This is a genomic window from Micromonospora sp. NPDC003197 (assembly GCF_053590565.1).
The window spans coordinates 1-20,383 of record NZ_JBSFTE010000033.1 but is presented as its reverse complement, the minus strand read 5'-3'; the positions used below and the strand labels follow the sequence as shown (position 1 = coordinate 20,383).

18 protein-coding genes are annotated in these 20,383 nt (G+C 66.4%); all 18 read right to left on the bottom strand.

Annotated elements, in window-relative coordinates:
- Positions 1-3 precede the first annotated feature (3 nt).
- Positions 4-885 (bottom strand): 30S ribosomal protein S3, encoded by an 882-nt coding sequence (gene rpsC, locus ACWDV4_RS26840; protein ID WP_449984141.1) that lies wholly within the window; start codon positions 883-885, stop codon positions 4-6.
- Positions 885-1,361, bottom strand: coding sequence for a 50S ribosomal protein L22 (gene rplV / locus ACWDV4_RS26835; protein ID WP_449984138.1), 477 nt, complete (start codon positions 1,359-1,361; stop codon positions 885-887). Before rplV ends, rpsC begins: the two co-directional genes overlap by 1 nt.
- 103 nt (positions 1,362-1,464) lie before the next feature.
- Positions 1,465-1,746, bottom strand: a complete 282-nt coding sequence (gene rpsS, locus ACWDV4_RS26830; protein ID WP_013735950.1) for a 30S ribosomal protein S19 — start codon at positions 1,744-1,746, stop codon at positions 1,465-1,467.
- A gap of 12 nt (positions 1,747-1,758) precedes the next feature.
- Positions 1,759-2,598 (bottom strand): 50S ribosomal protein L2, encoded by an 840-nt coding sequence (rplB, locus tag ACWDV4_RS26825; RefSeq protein WP_449984136.1) that lies wholly within the window; start codon positions 2,596-2,598, stop codon positions 1,759-1,761.
- Positions 2,599-2,610: 12 nt separating this feature from the next.
- Complete coding sequence (rplW, locus tag ACWDV4_RS26820) at positions 2,611-2,913, bottom strand: 50S ribosomal protein L23 (RefSeq protein ID WP_184534367.1); 303 nt, start codon at positions 2,911-2,913, stop codon at positions 2,611-2,613.
- Positions 2,910-3,560, bottom strand: a complete 651-nt coding sequence (rplD, locus tag ACWDV4_RS26815; protein ID WP_449984133.1) for a 50S ribosomal protein L4 — start codon at positions 3,558-3,560, stop codon at positions 2,910-2,912. Before rplD ends, rplW begins: the two co-directional genes overlap by 4 nt.
- On the bottom strand, positions 3,557-4,219 hold the full coding sequence (rplC, locus tag ACWDV4_RS26810) for a 50S ribosomal protein L3 (RefSeq protein ID WP_449984131.1): 663 nt from the start codon (positions 4,217-4,219) through the stop codon (positions 3,557-3,559). Before rplC ends, rplD begins: the two co-directional genes overlap by 4 nt.
- Before the next feature lie 11 nt (positions 4,220-4,230).
- A complete protein-coding gene (gene rpsJ / locus ACWDV4_RS26805; RefSeq protein ID WP_007073037.1) occupies positions 4,231-4,539 on the bottom strand; it encodes a 30S ribosomal protein S10 in 309 nt (102 codons plus the stop codon).
- Between the two features lie 327 nt (positions 4,540-4,866).
- Complete coding sequence (gene tuf, locus ACWDV4_RS26800) at positions 4,867-6,060, bottom strand: elongation factor Tu (protein WP_449984128.1); 1,194 nt, start codon at positions 6,058-6,060, stop codon at positions 4,867-4,869.
- Between the two features lie 325 nt (positions 6,061-6,385).
- Complete coding sequence (gene fusA / locus ACWDV4_RS26795) at positions 6,386-8,482, bottom strand: elongation factor G (RefSeq protein WP_449984125.1); 2,097 nt, start codon at positions 8,480-8,482, stop codon at positions 6,386-6,388.
- Positions 8,483-8,575: 93 nt separating this feature from the next.
- Entirely contained in the window at positions 8,576-9,046 is a 471-nt protein-coding gene (rpsG, locus tag ACWDV4_RS26790) for a 30S ribosomal protein S7 (protein ID WP_212823082.1), read from the bottom strand.
- A 1-nt stretch (position 9,047) separates the two neighbouring features.
- A complete protein-coding gene (gene rpsL / locus ACWDV4_RS26785; RefSeq protein WP_111215584.1) occupies positions 9,048-9,422 on the bottom strand; it encodes a 30S ribosomal protein S12 in 375 nt (124 codons plus the stop codon).
- Between the two features lie 464 nt (positions 9,423-9,886).
- On the bottom strand, positions 9,887-10,261 hold the full coding sequence (locus ACWDV4_RS26780) for a hypothetical protein (protein ID WP_449984121.1): 375 nt from the start codon (positions 10,259-10,261) through the stop codon (positions 9,887-9,889).
- Between the two features lie 310 nt (positions 10,262-10,571).
- Positions 10,572-10,928 carry a hypothetical protein gene (locus ACWDV4_RS26775; protein ID WP_449984273.1) on the bottom strand — a complete coding sequence of 119 codons (357 nt, stop codon included), beginning with the start codon at positions 10,926-10,928 and terminating at the stop codon, positions 10,572-10,574.
- A 74-nt stretch (positions 10,929-11,002) separates the two neighbouring features.
- Positions 11,003-14,890 carry a DNA-directed RNA polymerase subunit beta' gene (locus ACWDV4_RS26770; protein ID WP_449984118.1) on the bottom strand — a complete coding sequence of 1,296 codons (3,888 nt, stop codon included), beginning with the start codon at positions 14,888-14,890 and terminating at the stop codon, positions 11,003-11,005.
- A gap of 82 nt (positions 14,891-14,972) precedes the next feature.
- Positions 14,973-18,413: a DNA-directed RNA polymerase subunit beta gene (gene rpoB, locus ACWDV4_RS26765; protein ID WP_449984115.1), complete on the bottom strand. Its 3,441-nt coding sequence runs from the start codon at positions 18,411-18,413 to the stop codon at positions 14,973-14,975.
- Between the two features lie 539 nt (positions 18,414-18,952).
- Positions 18,953-19,342: a 50S ribosomal protein L7/L12 gene (rplL, locus tag ACWDV4_RS26760; protein ID WP_184534375.1), complete on the bottom strand. Its 390-nt coding sequence runs from the start codon at positions 19,340-19,342 to the stop codon at positions 18,953-18,955.
- A 60-nt stretch (positions 19,343-19,402) separates the two neighbouring features.
- Positions 19,403-19,948 (bottom strand): 50S ribosomal protein L10, encoded by a 546-nt coding sequence (gene rplJ / locus ACWDV4_RS26755; protein ID WP_184534376.1) that lies wholly within the window; start codon positions 19,946-19,948, stop codon positions 19,403-19,405.
- Between the last annotated feature and the right edge of the window lie 435 nt (positions 19,949-20,383).

Below are 20,383 nucleotides of genomic sequence, written 5' to 3'. Positions count from 1 at the left end.
CTGTCAGCCCTCCTGCGCTGAGCTGTCCGATCCGGCCGAAGCGGCCGGAGTGGCCGGCGCGGCGGTGGCCGGCGCGGCACTTTCGTTCGTGGCCTCCGCGGCACCGGCGGAGGCCTCAGCCGCCGCAGCCCGCCCGGCGTCCGTACCACCTGCAGTGGTGCCGGACGAGCCAGACCGACCGCGACGCGGCCGCTCCGGGCGGTCACCGCGGTCGCGGCGCGGACGCGCCGGACCCGCCTCGGCCGGGGTCTCCCGACCGGGTACGGCGTCGCCCTTGTAGATCCAGACCTTCACGCCGATGCGGCCGAAGGTGGTCCGTGCCTCGAAGAAGCCGTATTCGATGTTGGCCCGCAGCGTGTGCAGCGGCACCCGACCCTCACGGTAGAACTCGGTACGGCTCATTTCCGCACCACCGAGACGGCCGGAGACCTGAACCCGAATGCCCTTGACGATCGGGTTCTTCATCGCCGACTGCATGGCCTTGCGCATCGCCCGCCGGAAGCTGACCCGGCTGGAGAGCTGCTCGGCCACACCCTGGGCAACCAGCTGCGCGTCCGACTCCGGGCTCTTCACCTCGAGGATGTTGAGCTGCACCTGCTTGCCGGTCAACTTCTCCAGCTCGCCGCGGATCCGGTCGGCCTCCGCACCCTTACGGCCGATGACGATGCCCGGCCGGGCGGTGTGGATGTCGACGCGGACCCGGTCCCGGGTGCGCTCGATGTCGACCTTGGAAATGCCGGCACGCTCCAGGCCCTTGGACATCATCCGCCGGATCTTCACGTCCTCGGCGATGTAGTCCTTGTAGAGCTTGTCCGCGTACCAGCGGGACTTCCAGTCGGTCGAGATGCCGAGCCGGAACCCGTGCGGGTGAACCTTCTGCCCCATTACTCGGCACCCTCCGTCTTGCTCTGCGTGTCGGCGGCCGTGGTCTCCGGCGCGGCCTGCTTGGCCGGAGCCGACTTCTTGGCCGGCGCGCCCTTCTTCACCGACGCGGCAGGCGATACCGCCTCGACCACGATCGTGATGTGACAGGTGCGCTTGCGGATCCGGTACGCCCGGCCCTGTGCCCGAGGCTGGAACCGCTTCATTGTCGGGCCCTCGTCGACGAACGCCTCGCTGACGAGCAGCGCGTCAGGGTCCAACCGCTCGTTGTTCTCCGCGTTGGCGATCGCGCTCGCGAGGACCTTGTAGACCTGCTCGCTCGCAGCCTGCGGCGCGAACTGCAGCACCGTGAGCGCCTCCTTCGCGGGCAGACCGCGGACGAGGTTGACCACCCGGCGCGCCTTCGTCGGCGAAATGCGCACGTGCCGCGCAACCGCCCGCGCGCCCGGAAGCACCGGAGCGTCGCCCCTAACTGGCATCGCTGTAACCCCTTGATCCTTAATCCGTGGCTTTACGACCATTGTTCGGCCAGGTCCGTCTGACGTACGGTCCGCCGGATGGTGGACCGAACAAGAGTCGGCGTCAGCGCCGGCGGCTCTTCCGGTCGTCCTTCTCGTGACCCTTGAACGTGCGGGTCAACGCAAACTCGCCGAGCTTGTGCCCGACCATCGCCTCGGTGACGAACACCGGAACGTGCTTGCGTCCGTCATGCACGGCAATCGTGTGACCGAGCATCTCGGGGATGATCGTCGAGCGCCGCGACCAGGTCTTGATGACGTTCTTCGAGCCCTTTTCGTTCTGCGTCTCCACCTTCTTGAGCAGGTGGTCGTCGATGAACGGGCCCTTCTTCAGGCTGCGAGGCATGTCCTAATCTCCTTAGCCGCGCTTACGAGTGGCGTAGCGGCGGCGGACGATCATCCGGTCGCTCGGCTGGCCCTTACGACGGGTGCGACCCTCCGGCTTACCCTGCGGGTTGACCGGGTGGCGACCACCGGAGGTCTTACCCTCACCACCACCGTGCGGGTGGTCGACCGGGTTCATGGCAACACCACGAACGGTCGGGCGCTTGCCCTTCCAGCGCATCCGGCCGGCCTTGCCCCAGTTGATGTTCGACTGGTCGGCGTTGCCGATCTCACCGATGGTCGCGCGGCACCGCACGTCGACCCGCCGGATCTCACCCGAGGGCATCCGGAGGGTGGCGTATGCGCCCTCCCGGCCCAGCAGCTGGATACCGACACCGGCGGAACGAGCCAGCTTGGCACCGCCACCCGGCCGCAGTTCAACGGCGTGGATGGTGCTACCCACCGGAATGTTACGCAGCGGCAGGTTGTTGCCCGGCTTGATGTCCGCGCCCGGCCCCGACTCGACGCGGTCGCCCTGCTTCAGGTCCTTCGGCGCGATGATGTAACGCTTCTCGCCGTCGGCGTAGTGCAGCAGCGCGATTCGCGCGGTGCGGTTCGGGTCGTACTCGATGTGGGCGACCTTCGCCGGCACGCCGTCCTTGTCGACCCGCTTGAAGTCGATGAGACGGTACTGCCGCTTGTGCCCGCCGCCGTGGTGCCGCGTGGTGATCCGGCCGTGGGCGTTACGCCCGCCCTTCTTCGGCAACGGAGCCAGCAGCGACTTCTCGGGAGTCGACCGGGTGATCTCGGCGAAGTCGGCGACGCTGGAGCCACGCCGGCCCGGCGTCGTCGGCTTGTACTTACGGATAGCCATTGTCTATACCCCTCAGCTGACCGGGCCGCCGAAGGCCTCGATACGGTCACCGTCAGCCAGCTTCACCATCGCCCGCTTGGTGGCCTTGCGCTGGCCGTACCCGGTGCGGGTGCGCTTGCGCTTGCCCTCGCGGTTGAGGGTGTTCACCGTCAGGACGCGGACGTCGAAGATCTGCTGGATAGCGATCTTGATCTCGGTCTTGTTCGCGTCCGGGTGCACCAGGAAGGTGTACCAGTTGCGGTTCAGCTCGCTGTAGCTCTTCTCCGAGACGACCGGCGCCACGATAATGTCGCGCGGGTCGGCAATCGTCGTCACTTGCCACCCTCCTCAGTGGTCTCGGCCGGCACACCCAGGAACTCGTCCAGCGCGTCCTTGGTGAAGACCACGTCATCCGCCACCAGCACGTCGTACGTGTTGAGCTGGCCGGCTTCGATCAGGTGCACCTTCGCCTCGTTCCGCAGCGACAGCCAGTTCAGCTCGTCGGTGCTGCTCAGCACGACCAGGACCCGCTTGGCCTCGGTCACCTTGCCGAGCGTGGCCAGGGCCGCCTTGGTGGACGGCTTGTCGCCACCGACGAAGGACTCGACCACGTGGACCTGGCCCGCACGGGCCCGGTCCGAAAGGGCACCGCGCAGCGCGGCGGCCTTCATCTTCTTCGGGGTCCGCTGGCTGTAGTCACGCGGCACCGGGCCGTGGACGACGCCACCACCGGCGAACTGCGGGGCGCGGATCGAACCCTGTCGGGCCCGGCCGGTGCCCTTCTGCTTGTACGGCTTCTTGCCGCCACCGGCGACCTCACCGCGGGTCTTGGCCTTGTGCGTGCCCTGGCGCGCGGCAGCAAGCTGGGCCACCACGACCTGGTGCATCAGCGCGACGTTGGCCTGCACGTCGAAGATGTCGTCCGGCAGCTCGACCGAGCCACTCTTGGCACCCTCGAGGTTGCGCACGTCAACCGTGCTCACTTCGCCGCCCCCTTCTTCACCTGGGTCTTCGCCGCAGTGCGGACCAGGACCAGCGCGCCCTTGGGGCCGGGGATGGCACCCCGGACGAGCAGCAGGTTGTTCTCAGTGTCGATCGCCTGGATCTTCAGGTTCTGCACGGTGAAGCGCACGCCACCCATGCGACCCGCCATCCGAACGCCCTTGAAGACGCGACCCGGGGTCGCGCAGGCGCCGATCGAGCCGGGCGAGCGGTGCTTGCGCTCGACACCGTGGCTGGCGCGCAGGCCGTGGAAGCCGTGCCGCTTCATCACACCGGCGTAGCCCTTGCCCTTGGTCTTACCGGTCACGTCGATCGAGACGCCCTCGGCGAACGCGTCGACGGTGACCTCCTGACCGAGCTCGTACTCGCTCGCGTCCATGGTGCGCAGCTCGACCAGGTGCCGCCGGGGAGCCGCTCCGGACTTCGCGAAGTGGCCGGATTCCGGCTTGTTGACCTTCCGCGGGTCGATCGCACCGTACGCCAGCTGGACCGCGGCGTAACCGTCCTTGTCGGCGGTACGAACCTGGGTCACGACGCACGGGCCGGCCTGCACCACGGTCACCGGAACAACGCGGTTGTTGTCCCAGACCTGGGTCATGCCGAGCTTGGCGCCCAGGATGCCCTTAACTTGCCTGTCCATTAGTCCGGTCCCTACAGCTTGATCTCGATGTCGACGCCAGCCGGAAGGTCGAGGCGCATGAGCGAGTCGACCGTCTTGGGGGTCGGGTCGATGATGTCGATCAGACGCTTGTGCGTGCGCATCTCGAAGTGCTCGCGCGAGTCCTTGTACTTGTGCGGCGAACGGATCACGCAGAAACGGTTGATCTCCGTGGGCAGCGGTACGGGGCCCGCGACCTGTGCCCCAGTGCGCGTCACCGTCTCGACGATCTTCCGCGCCGAGGAATCGACGACCTCGTGGTCATAGGCCTTGAGCCGGATGCGGATCTTCTGTCCCGCCATGATGGCTTCTGTTCCTTCTCTCTCCGCCCCGCCCGCAATGGAGCCCACTCAAACGAGCGGGATACTGCCAGACCGGGCCCGGCGCTGCCGATTCGTGTTGTGTCCGACCCCCGCGGTCGGGCGTGTCGCGCCCTTGGGTCAAACTCCGCCACCGGAAATCCAGGGCGGTCCGACCTCGCGGTTGGATCGGGGCACCAGGTCGTGTCTCCACCACCTGACGCGCCCCGCAAGGGTGGCTGACTGCTGGGCAGTCAGCCACCCTGCTGGTACGCAACCTGACCAGTATGCCGTACTACCATACGGCAGCGCTAATCGGGGTTACCTTAGTCACTTAATGATCTTGGTGACGCGACCCGCGCCGACCGTACGACCACCCTCACGGATCGCGAAGCGGAGGTTGTCCTCCATCGCGATCGGCTGGATGAGCTTCACGGTCATCGAGGTGTTGTCGCCCGGCATGACCATCTCGGTGCCCTCAGGCAGCGTGACGACACCGGTAACGTCCGTGGTCCGGAAGTAGAACTGCGGACGGTAGTTCTGGAAGAACGGCGTGTGCCGGCCACCCTCCTCCTTGGAGAGGATGTAGACGGTCGCCTCGAACTCGGTGTGCGGGGTGGTCGTACCCGGCTTGATGACGACCATGCCGCGCTCGACCTCTTCGCGCTTGGTACCACGCAGCAGAAGGCCGACGTTCTCGCCTGCGCGGGCGTCGTCCAGGGTCTTCCGGAACATCTCGATCGCGGTGACCTTGGTCTTGAAGCCCTTCTCCTTGATGCCGACGATCTCAACATCCTCGTTCGGCAGGAGAACGCCCCGCTCCACACGACCGGTGACGACCGTACCACGACCAGTGATCGTGAAGACGTCCTCAACCGGCATCAGGAACGGCTTGTCAACCTCGCGCTCCGGCTGCGGGATCGCGGTGTCAACAGCGGTCATCAGCTCCATGAGCCGCTCGGTCCACTCCGGGTCGCCCTCGAGCGCCTTCAGCGCCGAGACCCGCACGACCGGCAGGTCGTCACCCGGGAACTCCTGCGAGGAGAGCAGCTCACGGACCTCAAGCTCGACCAGCTCGAGCAGTTCCTCGTCATCGACCATGTCGCTCTTGTTGAGCGCCACGACGATGTAGGGAACGCCAACCTGACGGGCCAGCAGCACGTGCTCGCGGGTCTGCGGCATCGGACCGTCGGTCGCCGCCACCACCAGGATCGCGCCGTCCATCTGCGCAGCACCGGTGATCATGTTCTTGATGTAGTCAGCGTGACCCGGGCAGTCGACGTGCGCGTAGTGACGCGAGTCGGTCTGGTACTCGACGTGTGCGATCGAGATCGTGATGCCGCGGGCCTTCTCCTCCGGCGCCTTGTCGATCTCGTCGAACGGCGTGTACGGGTTCAGGTCCGGGTACTTGTCATGCAGGACCTTGGTGATGGCCGCCGTCAGCGTCGTCTTACCGTGGTCGATGTGACCAATGGTGCCGATGTTGACGTGCGGCTTAGTCCGCTCGAACTTCGCCTTCGCCACTGGTGTCCTCCTGTGGACTTCTTGGTTCGTACGCCCGGCACGCCGTTCGGCGTTTGGGACTCTGTCGACAGCCTTACCGGCCTAAGTTACAGACCGGAAAGTTCTCTGGGTCTTGCGGTGGTGAAACCTTCAGGCCCGGTCTCTCGTGCAGCCCGGCCCCCGAAAGGCACCGGCCGATGCTACTCGCCCGTCGCCTTCGCGGATTGATCGGCTCGACTCCGGGGTCGCTCCGCTCCTCGCTTCGCTCGATGCTCACTCACCCGTCGCCTTCACCAATCGCTCGGCTCGACTCCGGATTCGCTCCGCTCCTCGCTTCGCTCGATGCTCACTCACCCGTCGCCTTCGCGATGATCTCCTTCGCCACGTTCTGCGGTACCTCGGCGTAGGAGTCGAACTGCATGCTGTAGCTAGCCCGGCCCTGGGTCTTGGACCGCAGGTCCCCGACGTAGCCGAACATCTCCGACAGCGGCACCAGAGCACGGACGATGCGCGCACCGTGGCGCTCCTCCATGGCCTGGATGATGCCGCGGCGGGAGTTCAGGTCGCCGATCACGTCACCCATGTTCTCTTCGGGCGTCGTGACCTCGACCGACATCATCGGTTCGAGCAGCGCCGGGTCGGCCTTGCGAGCCGCCTCCTTCAGCACCATCGAACCAGCAATCTTGAACGCCATTTCCGACGAGTCGACCTCGTGGTACTGACCGTCCAGCAGCGTCAGCTTCACACCAACCAGCGGGAAGCCCGCCATGATGCCGTACTGCATCGCATCCTGGGCGCCGGCGTCCACCGAGGGAATGAACTCCTTCGGGATACGACCACCGGTGACGGCGTTGGCGAACTCGTAGGTCGCCGCCTCGTTGTCCAGCGGCAACGGCTCAAGGCTGACGATGACCCGGGCGTACTGGCCCGAACCACCGGTCTGCTTCTTGTGGGTGTACTCGACCTTCTCCACCTTGCGGCGGATGGTCTCGCGGTACGCCACCTGCGGCTTACCGATGTTGGCCTCGACGTTGAACTCGCGCCGCATCCGGTCGACGAGGATGTCCAGGTGCAACTCACCCATGCCGGAGATGACGGTCTGCCCGGTCTCCTCGTCGTTCTTGACGCGGAAGGTCGGGTCCTCCTCCGCCAGGCGCTGGATGGCGGTGCCCAGCTTCTCCTGGTCAGCCTTGGTCTTCGGCTCGATGGCGACCTCGATGACCGGCTCCGGGAAGGTCATCGACTCCAGGATGACCGGGTTCGCCGGGTCGCAGAGGGTGTCACCGGTGGTGGTCTGCTTGAGACCCTGCACGGCGATGATGTCACCCGCCTGGGCACTGGCGCGCTCTTCACGCTTGTTGGCGTGCATCTGGTAGATCTTGCCGATGCGCTCCTTGCGGTCCTTGGTGGAGTTGATCACCTGGGAACCGGACTCGAGCTTGCCGGAGTAGACCCGCACGTAGGTCAGCTTGCCGAGGTGCTTGTCCGTCTGGATCTTGAAGGCCAGGCCGGAGAACGGCTCGGTGACCGACGGCTTCCGCTGCATCGGGGTCTCACCGTCGGTGGCGGTGCCCTCGATGGCCGGAATGTCCAGCGGCGACGGCAGGAAGGCGACAACCGCGTCGAGCATGGGCTGGATGCCCTTGTTCTTGAACGCGGTACCGGTGAGGACCGGGTTTGCCTTGCCGGCGATCGTCGCCCGCCGGATGGCGGTCTTGATCTCCTCGACGGTGAGCGACTCGCCCTCGAGGTACTTCTCCATGATCGCGTCGTCGACGTCGGCCAGGGTCTCGAGCAGCTTCTCCCGCCACTCAGCGGCAAGGTCCGTCAACTCGGCCGGGATCTCCTCGACCGCGTAGTCCTCGCCCTTCTGGGTCTCGCCGCGCCAGGTCAGCGCCCGCATCTCGATCAGGTCGACGACGCCGATGAAGTCGGACTCGGCCCCGATCGGGACCTGCAGGACGAGCGGCGTGGCGTTCAGCCGGTCGATCATCATCTGGACGCAGCGGAAGAAGTCCGCGCCGGTCCGGTCAAGCTTGTTGACGAAGCACATCCGCGGGACGTTGTACTTGTCAGCCTGCCGCCAGACGTTCTCCGTCTGCGGCTCCACGCCAGCAACGCCGTCGTACACCGCGACCGCGCCGTCGAGCACGCGCAGCGACCGCTCGACCTCGACCGTGAAGTCGACGTGGCCGGGCGTGTCGATGATCTGAATCGTGTGGCCCTTCCACTCGCACTTGGTGGCGGCGGAGGTGATGGTGATACCGCGTTCCTGCTCCTGCTCCATCCAGTCCATGACGGCACCGCCCTCGTGGACCTCACCGATCTTGTACGTGATGCCGGTGTAGAACAGGATCCGCTCGGTAGTGGTGGTCTTGCCGGCATCGATGTGCGCCATGATGCCGATATTGCGTACCTTGGCGAGCGCGTCTGCGGCGGCCACTTCAATCCCTCTTCATCGTCGTCTCGAGCCTGCGGTCTTCCTTCTCCGCCCCGCCGCCCGGTCTCCCAGGCGGCGGGTCGAGAAGTAGCCGGTTTACCAGCGGTAGTGCGCGAAGGCCTTGTTGGACTCGGCCATCTTGTGAGTGTCCTCGCGCCGCTTCACGGCGGCACCGAGACCGTTGCTCGCGTCGAGCAGCTCGTTCATCAGGCGCTCGACCATGGTCTTCTCGCGACGGGCCTTCGAGTAGGTGACCAGCCAGCGCAGTCCGAGGGTGGTCGCCCGGGCCGGGCGCACCTCGACCGGCACCTGGTAGGTCGCGCCACCGACGCGACGGCTACGCACCTCGAGGGTCGGCTTCACGTTGTCCATCGCCCGCTTGAGGGTGACGACGGGGTCGGTGCCCGACTTCTCGCGGCAGCCCTCAAGGGCGCCGTAGACGATGCGCTCGGCGAGCTGACGCTTACCGCGGAGCAGGATCTTGTTCACCAGCTGGGTGACCAGCGGCGAGTTGTATACCGGGTCAGCGACCAGCGGCCGACGCGGAGCAGGGCCCTTACGCGGCATGTCAGCTCTTCTCCTTCTTCGCGCCGTAGCGGCTACGCGCCTGCTTACGGTTACGAACGCCCTGGGTGTCCAGCGAGCCGCGCACGATCTTGTAGCGCACACCCGGGAGGTCCTTCACCCGGCCACCGCGAACCAGCACGATCGAGTGCTCCTGCAGGTTGTGACCGACGCCCGGAATGTAGGCGGTCACCTCGACCTGGCTGCTGAGCTTGACACGGGCGACCTTGCGCAGCGCCGAGTTCGGCTTCTTGGGGGTGGTGGTGTAGACACGCGTGCACACGCCCCGCCGCTGCGGGCTGCCCTTCAGGGCTGGTGTCTTCGTCTTGCTCGTCTTGGCCTGGCGGCCCTTGCGAACGAGCTGCTGAATGGTGGGCACCGGGTTTCTCCGCTCCCTTCGGCCGCTCCTCAGCGGCCGCGCCGTGTCGTCATAGCCGCCCGGCTGGACGGCTCTCCTACATTCCGGCCAGGTGTCCCTTGCGGGTTCCCGGCACCCGCGGTCGGGCGTGTCGCCCCTCCGCGTGCCGGTGCGACGCTCGCGCGCGCGTACCGGACTTTTCCGGCTCCTCGGTTGTTATCGCGACCGAAAGCCTGGTTATGACTTTGTGTGGTACTGCTCCGTGGCCAAATCCCCGGCCCGAGCGCACGCACGAGCTGCCCAGGCAGGCCCGGGCGCAAGGGAAAAGAGTACCCACCATGGGCGCACAGGTCAAAACGGGGGTCCTGGTGACCGCCTAGCCACCCTTCGGCCCGCCCGCGCTGCCGTCCTACCCGCAGTGAGCGACTCCGGTTGGCCAGTCTACCGGGCCTCCCCTAGCACCGACTCAGCGCCCCTGGCGACACTCAGCCCACCTGAAGAAGCAGTGCGACCAGGAACGCAAGCACTGTGATGCCAAGGCCCGTACCGCCGCAACTCAGGCCGGCGACCGCCAGTCCTCGGCCACGGAACCGGATCGCCGGCGGCGGTGCCACACGCCGGATCTGTCGCAGGCCGAGTAGACCAAGCACGATCGCCGCGCCCCCGGAGAGCACACCGAGCAGTGCGAAGGCACCAGCCGCCCAGGCACCCCAGCCCTCCGACGCCCCGGCCAGACCGAAGCACGCCACCAGAAACGAGACGAGTACGGAGGCGACCCCGGCCACCAACGCACCGATCGCCAGCCCGGAGGTCATCGGCGGCACGTCGAGATGCACCATGCCGAATGGTGTGCCCGGCACCGTCTCCACCCGGCGCGGAGCATGCCACGCTTCACGTGGTGGCGGCGGCACCCAGCCACGCCCAGGGTGACCGGCCTGTGCTGGTCCCGAACCGGGAGCCGGCGGCCCCCCAACCGGCGGCCCCCCAACCGGGGGAACCCCAACCGGCGGCCCGTACGTCGGCACATGCTGATGAGGCCGACGCTCCTCCGATGCCTCCGGCGGCCGGCGGTCCGGTTCGTCCGCTGACGATGGCTGTGCCTCTTCCGTCACGAACGTCTCCCTCTGACCACCGCTGCGATGAGTACCCGAGTCAGGCTACCGCCGCCGACTAGTCGACGGATGGCGCGAAGTCCTGCCCGCCGGGGTTTTCCGCCAGGTTCACCACGCCCATGACTGCCGCGATCACCACTGTTGTGGCGGCCAACGCGACAGCGGCCCAGGCCAGCCGCTCACCTCGGCGAATCCAGACGGCACCGGTGAGGTAACCACCCGAGGCGTATGCATCTCGCCGGGCCTGGCGGGCGAGCAGTAGGGCGAGGGTCGCCGGCACGATCCCACCCACCAGCAACCCGGTCAGGACGGCCACCAACCCCAGGGCGAACACCGTACGGGACTTGCTCGACCGGACCGGGTCCGGGTCGAGCGGATGACGTAAGGGCTGGCCGGGAACGGTCACCGGCATCATCTCCACCCGATCAGCCTACAAAGACGCCAGGCGCCCCACACATCGTCGGTGTGGGGCGCCTGGCGCGGTTTTGCCTAGCGGTACGACCCGAAGTCGAAGTCGTCCAGCGGCACTGCCTGGCCGCTGGCCGGCCCGAACCCGTAGTCGGTCTCCGGGTATCCGGTCATCGAGTAGACCTTGGCCTTCGCCTCCTCGGTCGGCTCCACCCGGACGTTGCGGTACTTGCTGATGCCCGTACCGGCCGGGATGAGCTTACCGATGATGACGTTCTCCTTCAGGCCGATCAGCGAGTCGCTGCGGGCGTGGATCGCCGCGTCCGTCAGCACCCTCGTGGTCTCCTGGAAGGAGGCCGCCGACAGCCACGAGTCGGTGGCCAGCGACGCCTTGGTGATACCCATCAACTGCGGACGACCGGCGGCGGGCTCGCCGCCCTCGGAGACGAGTCGACGGTTCTCCGACTCGAACAGCGCCCGGTCGACCAGCACACCCGGCAGGAACTCCGTCGAGCCGGAATCGATCACCGTGACCCGCTTGAGCATCTGGCGGATGATGATCTCGATGTGCTTGTCGTGGATGAGCACACCCTGCGACCGGTAGACCTCCTGGACCTCCTGGGTCAGGTGGACCTGGACCGCCCGGGGGCCGAGGATCCGCAGCAGCTCGTGCGGGTCGATGGTGCCCTCGGTGAGCTTCTCGCCAACCTCGACGTGATCGCCGTCGTGGGCACGCAGCCGTACCCGCTTGGAGATCTTGTCGTAGACGATCTCGTCGCTGCCGTCGTCCGGCACCACGATGATCTTCCGCGACCGCTCGCCGTCCTCGATCCGGACGCGCCCCGGGGTGTCGGCGATCGGCGCCTTGCCCTTGGGTACCCGGGCCTCGAAGATTTCCGTGACACGCGGCAGACCCTGCGTGATGTCCTCACCGGCGACACCACCGGTGTGGAACGTACGCATCGTCAGCTGAGTACCGGGCTCACCGATCGACTGGGCGGCGATGATGCCGACCGCCTCGCCGACGTCCACGGTCTTGCCGGTCGGCAGCGAACGGCCGTAGCAGGCCGCGCAGACGCCCAGCTTCGACTCGCAGGTGAGCACGCTCCGGACCCGGACCGTCTCGACCCCGGCCGCGACGAGCTTGTCGACCAGTACGGAGTTGAGGTCCGAGCCCCGCTCGACCACCAGGTTGCCGTCGGCACCCTTGATGTCGTCGGCCAGGGTACGGGCGTGCACCCCGGTCTCGGCGTGCTCGTGCACCACCAGCTTGCCGTCGATGTACTCGCCGACCTGCATCGGGATGGCACGGTCGGTGCCGCAGTCCTCTTCCCGGATGATCACGTCCTGCGAGACGTCGACCAGACGACGGGTCAGGTAACCCGAGTCGGCGGTACGCAGCGCGGTGTCGGCCAGACCCTTACGGGCACCGTGCGTGGAGATGAAGTACTCCAGTACGGACAGACCCTCCCGGTAGCTGGCCTTGATCGGCCGCGGGATGATCTCACCCTTGGGGTTGGCCACCAGACCACGGATCGCCGCGATCTGCCGGAGCTGGAGCAGGTTACCTCGGGCACCCGAGTTAATCATCTTCCACAGTGGGTTCTCCTGCGGAAGCGCGGTCTCCATCTCCTTGGCGATCTCGTTGGTCGCCTTGGTCCAGATCTCGATGAGCTCGCCGCGACGCTCCTCAGCGGTCATCAGACCCCGCTGGTACTGCTTGTCGATCCGGTCGGCTTCCTTCTCGTACCGGTCCAGGATCTCCGGCTTACGCGGAGGCGCGATGACGTCCTCCATGCCGATCGTCACGCCGGACCAGGTGGCCCAGTGGAAACCGGCCTCCTTGAGCCCGTCGAGGGTAGCGGCCAGCGCCACCTTCGGGAAGCGCTCGGCGAGGTCGTTGACGATCGCCGAGAGCTGACCCTTACGGATCTCGTAGTTCACGAACCGGTAGCCGTCCGGCAGGGTCTCGTTGAACAACACGCGACCCAGCGTGGTCTCCACGATCAGCGGCTCACCCGGGTTCCACTCCTCCGGAGCGGTCCACGGCTGGGCACCGGCACCGTTGTCCACGCCGATGACGTTGCGGAGCCGGATCTTCACCGGCGTCTGCAGGTGCAGCTCGCCGTTGTCGAAGGCCATCCGCGCCTCGGCGTCCGAGCTGAACGTCCGGCCTTCGCCGATGCCGCCCGGGGTGAGGTGGGTCAGGTGGTAGAGACCGATGACCATGTCCTGGGTGGGCATGGTGACCGGCTTGCCGTCGGCCGGCTTCAGGATGTTGTTCGACGACAGCATCAGGATCCGCGCCTCGGCCTGGGCCTCGGCGGAGAGCGGTACGTGCACCGCCATCTGGTCACCGTCGAAGTCGGCGTTGAACGCGGTGCAGACCAGCGGGTGGATCTGGATCGCCTTGCCCTCGACCAGCTGCGGCTCGAAGGCCTGGATGCCCAGTCGGTGCAGGGTCGGTGCCCGGTTGAGCAGCACCGGGTGCTCCCCGATGACCTCTTCCAGCACATCCCACACGACCGGCCGCTGCCGCTCGACCATCCGCTTGGCGGACTTGATGTTCTGCGCGTGGTTGAGGTCGACCAGTCGCTTCATCACGAACGGCTTGAACAGCTCCAGCGCCATCTGTTTGGGCAGACCGCACTGGTGCAGCTTCAGCTTCGGGCCGACCACGATGACCGAACGGCCGGAGTAGTCGACGCGCTTACCGAGCAGGTTCTGCCGGAATCGGCCCTGCTTGCCCTTGAGCATGTCGGAGAGCGACTTCAGCGGCCGGTTACCGGGACCGGTGACCGGACGGCCACGGCGGCCATTGTCGAACAGCGCGTCGACGGCCTCCTGCAGCATCCGCTTCTCGTTGTTGACGATGATTTCCGGGGCACCCAGGTCGATCAGGCGCTTGAGCCGGTTGTTGCGGTTGATGACCCGGCGGTAGAGGTCGTTCAGGTCCGAGGTCGCGAAGCGGCCACCGTCGAGCTGCACCATCGGGCGCAGGTCCGGCGGGATGACCGGTACGCAGTCCAGCACCATGCCGAGCGGCGAGTTGCGGGTGTTCAGGAACGCCGCCACGACCTTCAGCCGCTTGAGCGCCCGGATCTTCCGCTGTCCCTTACCGCTACGGATGGTCTCGCGCAGGTGCTCGGCCTCGGCATCCAGGTCCATGTTCTGGACCAGCGCCTTGATCGCCTCGGCACCCATCCCGCCGGTGAAGTACTCACCGAACCGGTCGCGCAGCTCGCGGTAGAGCAGCTCGTCGGTGACCAGCTGCTTCGGCTCCAGCTTGCGGAAGGTGTCGAGTACCTCGTCCAGCCGGTCGATCTCGCGCTGCGCCCGGTCGCGGATCTGGCGCATCTCGCGCTCGCCGCCCTCTTTGACCTTGCGCCGCACATCGGCCTTGGCACCCTCGGCCTCCAGCTCGGCCAGGTCGGCTTCGAGCTTGGCGGCCCGCTTCTCGATCTCGGAGTCGCGGCTGTTCTCGGCCTGGCGCTTCTCGGCCAGGATCTCGTTCTCCAACGTCGACAGGTCGCGGTGACGCGCCTCGGCGTCCACGCTGGTGACCACGTACGACGCGAAGTAGATGATCTTTTCGAGATCCTTCGGTGCCAGGTCGAGCAGGTAGCCCAGCCGGCTCGGCACGCCCTTGAAGTACCAGATGTGCGTGACCGACGCGGCCAGCTCGATGTGGCCCATCCGCTCACGACGCACCTTGGAACGAGTCACCTCGACACCGCAGCGCTCACAGATGATGCCCTTGAAGCGGACCCGCTTGTACTTACCGCAGTAGCACTCCCAGTCCCGCTGCGGACCGAAGATCTTCTCGCAGAAGAGCCCGTCCTTTTCCGGCTTCAGGGTGCGGTAGTTGATCGTCTCGGGCTTCTTGACCTCACCGTGCGACCACTGCCGAATATCGTCCGCGGTGGCCAGCCCGATGCGGAGCTCGTCGAAAAAATTGACGTCGAGCACTTGGTCCTATCCCTCTTCGTTGCTCGGTTGGGTTCTAGGTCCGACGGGTGTCCGGGGTGGTGACCCACCCCGGACACGCCCGCTAAATTTCGTCGACGCTGCTCACGCCTTCGTTCGGGCGCCGGGACAGGTCGATGCCGAGTTCCTCCGCGGCCCGGAAAACCTCGTCGTCGGTCTCGCGCATCTCCAGGGCCACGCCGTCGCTGGAGAGCACCTCGACGTTGAGGCACAGCGACTGCAGCTCCTTGAGCAGCACCTTGAACGACTCCGGGATGCCCGGTTCGGGAATGTTCTCGCCCTTGACGATCGCCTCGTAGACCTTGACTCGGCCCAGGACGTCGTCGGACTTGATCGTCAGCAGCTCCTGCAGGGCGTACGCGGCGCCGTACGCCTGCATCGCCCAGCACTCCATCTCGCCGAACCGCTGGCCACCGAACTGCGCCTTACCACCCAGCGGCTGCTGCGTGATCATCGAGTACGGGCCAGTCGACCGCGCGTGGATCTTGTCGTCGACCAGGTGGTTCAGCTTGAGGATGTAGATGTAGCCGACCGCGATCGGGTCGGGCAGCGGCTCGCCGGAACGTCCGTCGAAGAGCTGCGCCTTGCCGCTCGCGCCGATCAGCTGCTTGCCGTCCCGGTTGGGCAGGGTCGACGAGAGCAGCCCGGAGATCTCTGCCTCCTTGGCACCGTCGAAGACCGGCGTCGCCACGTTGGTGTCCGGCACCGACTCGTCGGCGTCGATCGCGCGCAGGGCCCGCTTCCACTCGGCGTCGTCGCCCTCGACCTTCCAACCGGTCTTGGCCACCCAGCCGAGGTGGGTCTCCAGCACCTGACCGATGTTCATCCGGCTCGGCACACCGAGCGGGTTGAGCACGATGTCGACCGGCGTGCCGTCCTCCAGGAACGGCATGTCCTCGACCGGAAGGATCTTGGAGATGACACCCTTGTTGCCGTGCCGGCCGGCGAGCTTGTCACCGTCCTGGATCTTCCGCTTCTGCGCGACGTAGACCCGGACCAGCTCGTTGACGCCCGGCGGCAGCTCGTCGCCGTCCTCCCGGGAGAACGTCCGGACCCCGATGACCGTGCCACTCTCACCGTGCGGCACCTTCAGCGAGGTGTCCCGCACCTCACGCGCCTTCTCACCGAAGATCGCGCGGAGCAGCCGCTCCTCCGGGGTCAGCTCGGTCTCCCCCTTGGGCGTGACCTTGCCGACCAGGATGTCGCCGGGTACGACCTCGGCACCGATCCGGATGATCCCCCGCTCGTCGAGGTCAGCCAGCATCTCCTCGCTGACGTTCGGGATGTCGCGGGTGATCTCTTCCGGACCCAGCTTGGTGTCGCGGGCGTCGACCTCGTGCTCCTCGATGTGGATCGAGGTGAGGGCGTCCTGCTGCACGAGGCGCTGCGACAGGATGATCGCGTCCTCGTAGTTGTGGCCCTCCCAGGTCATGAACGCCACGAGCAGGTTACGCCCGAGCGCCATCTCGCCCTCGTCGGTGCACGGCCCGTCGGCGATGACCTGACCGGCCTCGACGCGGTCCCCCTCGAAGACGACTGGCTTCTGGTTGACGCAGGAGCCGGCGTTGGAGCGGCGGAACTTGTGCAACAGGTAGGTACGGCGGTGTCCGTCGTCCTGGTGCACCGTCACGTAGTCGGCGCACAGGTCCTCGACCACACCACCGACCTCGGCCACGACCACGTCGCCGGCGTCGACGGCGGCCCGGTATTCCATACCGGTACCGACCAGCGGCGCCTCCGCCTTGACCAGCGGCACCGCCTGGCGCTGCATGTTCGCGCCCATCAGTGCCCGGTTGGCGTCGTCGTGCTCGAGGAACGGGATCATGGCGGTCGCGACCGACACCATCTGGCGCGGCGAGACGTCCATGTAGTCGACCGCAGTCGGGGCGACGAAGTCGACCTCACCGCCCTTCCGACGAACCAGGACCCGGTCCTCGGCGAACTGCCCGTCGCTCTTCAGCGGAGCGTTGGCCTGCGCCTTGACGAACCGGTCTTCCTCGTCTGCGGTCAGGTAGTCGATCTGGTCGGTGACCCGGCCCTCGACGACCTTGCGGTACGGCGTCTCGATGAAGCCGAACGGGTTCACCCGTCCGAAGGTGGAGAGCGCGCCGATCAGACCGATGTTCGGGCCTTCCGGCGTCTCGATCGGGCACATCCGGCCGTAGTGGGACGGGTGCACGTCACGGACCTCGAAGCCGGCCCGTTCCCGGGACAGACCGCCGGGGCCGAGCGCGCTCAGCCGGCGCCGGTGGGTCAGACCCGCCAACGGGTTGGTCTGGTCCATGAACTGGGACAGCTGCGACGTGCCGAAGAACTCCTTGATCGCCGCCACCACCGGACGGATGTTGATCAGGGTCTGCGGCGTGATCGCCTCGACGTCCTGGGTGGTCATCCGCTCGCGGACGACCCGCTCCATCCGGGACAGGCCGACCCGAACCTGGTTCTGGATCAGCTCGCCCACGGTACGCAGCCGCCGGTTGCCGAAGTGGTCGATGTCGTCCGCCTCGTAGCCCTCCTCGCCGGCGTGCAGCCGGCAGAGGTATTCCACGGTGGCGACGATGTCGTCCTCGGTCAGCGTGCCGGTGGTGATCGGAACGTCGACTTCGAGCTTCTTGTTGAACTTGTAACGACCGACCTTGGCGACGTCGTACCGCTTCGGGTTGAAGAAGAGGTTGTCGAGCAGGGTCTGGGCGTTTTCCCGCGTCGGCGGCTCACCCGGCCGCAGCTTGCGGTAGATGTCGAGCAGCGCCTCGTCCACCCCGGCGATGTGGTCCTTCTCCAGGGTGGTCATCATCAGCTCGGACCAGCCGAACCGCTCACGGATCTGCTCGGCGGTCCAACCGATGGCCTTGAGCAGCACGGTGACTGCCTGGCGGCGCTTACGGTCGATGCGGACACCGACGGTGTCGCGCTTGTCAATGTCGAACTCCAGCCAGGCACCCCGGCTCGGGATCACCTTGACGCTGGAGAGGTCGCGGTCGGAGGTCTTGTCCGGCTGCTTGTCGAAGTAGACGCCCGGAGACCGGACGAGCTGGCTGACCACCACGCGCTCGGTGCCGTTGATGATGAAGGTGCCCTTGGGCGTCATCATCGGGAAGTCCCCCATGAACACCGTCTGGCTCTTGATCTCACCAGTGGTGTTGTTGGTGAACTCCGCCGTCACGAACAGCGGGGCGCAGTAGGTCAGGTCCTTCTCCTTGCACTCCTCGATCGAGGCCTTGACCTCGTCGAAGCGTGGCGCGGAGAAGGACAGGGACATAGTGCCGGAGAAGTCCTCAATGGGACTGATCTCGTCGAGGATCTCCGCGAGACCCGAGCGAGCGTGCGGGTCGTCAGCCGACCGGCCCTGCCAAGCCTCGTTGCCGACCAGCCAGTCAAATGACTCGTTCTGGATGGCCAAGAGGTTGGGGACCTCGAGGTGTTCGGTGATCCTGCCGAACGAGATTCGGCGGGGAGCGAAAGCGCTCGACGTACGACTGGTCTTCGCAGGGCGGGAAGCTGCCAAGATGCGTCCTTCCGAGGACCGGTGCTGCAAAACGGCTGTTACGCGTGCACTCCAATGGCCCCACTCCAAATGCCAAGAAACGGACATTCCGAGCAGGGGCAAGTCGGAAGGCAGCGCAAACTAGCAGTGTAGCCGAGTGGCTAACCGCTGTCCAGCCCACCCCCGCAGGACGTCGCGGAACGTGCCTCCGGACACCCGTAAGGGTGCTCCCGGGGCCGCTCAGAACGCGGCGTTTCCCGCTGGGCCGCCTTGGCTGCGGCGGCGATGTAGCTGCCGCTGTGCATACCCAGACGTTGGCCGTTGCAAGCGCGGAAGGTCTTGCTGGTCCCAGCGTGCCTGTCGGTGAGGGCTCACGTCAAGGGCTGGTATTCGGGTGAAGACGTTGCTCCGTCTACGGTTTCGCCGCCAACGACTCACCGCAGAACGGTGACAAAGTACCAACGCCCTGATCATCAAAGGTGCCCGGGATGCTCCACACAGCAACGCGGGCGGGGATCCGGCGCCGGATCCCCGCCCGCGTCGACGCGGTGTGCGTCAGGTCACTTGAGGGTGACCTTGGCGCCCTCGGCCTCGAGCTTGGCCTTGGCCTTGTCGGCGGTCTCCTTGTTGACCTTCTCCAGGACGGCCTTCGGCGCGCCCTCGACAACGTCCTTGGCCTCCTTCAGGCCCAGGCCGGTCAGCTCACGCACGACCTTGATGACCTGGATCTTCTTGCCACCGTCGGCCTCGAGGACGACGTCGAACTCGTCCTTCTCCGGCTCGGCCTCGGCAGCAGCGCCACCGCCACCCGGAGCGGCCATCATCATCGCGGCCGGGGCGGCAGCGGTGACCTCGAAGGTCGTCTCGAACTGCTTCACGAACTCCGACAGCTCGATCAGCGTCATCTCCTTGAACGCGTCGAGCAGCTCGTCGGTGCTGAGCTTCGCCATGTCTGGCGTCCTTTCCTGAATCTTCTGAAAAAGAATGATCCGGTGGTGCTGAGCCGGCCGTCAGGCCTGCTCAGCACCCTCCTTCTCGCGCTTGTCCTGCAGGGCAGCCGCCAGGCGGGCGGTCTTGGACAGCGGCGCCTGGAACAGGGCCGCAGCCTTGCCCAGGTTGGCCTTCATCGCGCCAGCCAGCTTGGCCAGCAGCACCTCACGGGACTCGAGGTCGGCAAGCTTGGTGACCTCTGCCGCGGTGATGGCCTTGCCCTCGAAGACGCCACCCTTGATGACGAGCTTCGGGTTGGCCTTCGCAAACTCGCGCAGGCCCTTCGCCGCCTCGACGACATCGCCGGAGACGAAGGTCAGCGCGGTAGGACCGGTGAACAGCTCATCGAGGCCGTCGATACCAGCGTCCGCCGCAGCGCGCTTGGCCAGCGTGTTCTTGGTGACCGCGTAGGTCGTCTCCCGACCTAGCGAACGCCGTAGCTGGGTGAGCTGAGCGACCGTCAGGCCGCGGTACTCGGTCAGCACGGTGGCTTCCGAGCTACGGAATTGCTCGGTCAGCTCAGCGACGGCAGTGGCCTTGTCGGCCCGAACCGGCTTGTCCGCCATGTCCCTCCTCTCTCAATACTCCGGGCTGGTTACCGTCGGAGTCGGTAGTGAAGGAACCGGCACAACGAGAAACGCCCCGGCGCAGGGCGCACGGGGCGACATGATCAAATAAAAATGATCGAGTACGCTAACCGCTCCCCCTGCGCGGGCCGCCCGTCGAAACGGGACCTTCGACCGTGCCGAAGCACGGTGACCAGCGGTCTTTGGTGGTTACGATGCTCGCCCAGCCAAAATAGGCCGGACGCGAAGTAGAGATTACGCGACGTCGGGTGCAACTACCAAATCGCTGACGATCAGCCTCGTCGCCTCGCCGATGCGCCCACCCCACCTCAGTCGCATGACTAAGGCGTGTTTCAGAAGTGGTGGGTTTGATCAAGGTCACGGCGTGGCGGTGATCGACAACTGAAGAGGTCTCCGGTATCTGGTTCTGCGACC

Excerpts from the sequence above, each read along its gene's own strand:
- rplV (WP_449984138.1), bottom strand. The coding sequence starts at position 1,361 with ATGCCAGTTAGGGGCGACGCTCCGGTGCTTCCGGGCGCGCGGGCGGTT.
- rplC (WP_449984131.1), bottom strand. The coding sequence starts at position 4,219 with ATGGACAGGCAAGTTAAGGGCATCCTGGGCGCCAAGCTCGGCATGACC.
- rpsG (WP_212823082.1), bottom strand. The coding sequence starts at position 9,046 with ATGCCGCGTAAGGGCCCTGCTCCGCGTCGGCCGCTGGTCGCTGACCCG.
- rplB (WP_449984136.1), bottom strand. The coding sequence starts at position 2,598 with ATGGCTATCCGTAAGTACAAGCCGACGACGCCGGGCCGGCGTGGCTCC.
- rpsC (WP_449984141.1), bottom strand. The coding sequence starts at position 885 with ATGGGGCAGAAGGTTCACCCGCACGGGTTCCGGCTCGGCATCTCGACC.
- ACWDV4_RS26775 (WP_449984273.1), bottom strand. The coding sequence starts at position 10,928 with ATGATGCCGGTGACCGTTCCCGGCCAGCCCTTACGTCATCCGCTCGAC.
- rplJ (WP_184534376.1), bottom strand. The coding sequence starts at position 19,948 with ATGGCGGACAAGCCGGTTCGGGCCGACAAGGCCACTGCCGTCGCTGAG.
- rplL (WP_184534375.1), bottom strand. The coding sequence starts at position 19,342 with ATGGCGAAGCTCAGCACCGACGAGCTGCTCGACGCGTTCAAGGAGATG.
- rpsJ (WP_007073037.1), bottom strand. The coding sequence starts at position 4,539 with ATGGCGGGACAGAAGATCCGCATCCGGCTCAAGGCCTATGACCACGAG.
- rpsS (WP_013735950.1), bottom strand. The coding sequence starts at position 1,746 with ATGCCTCGCAGCCTGAAGAAGGGCCCGTTCATCGACGACCACCTGCTC.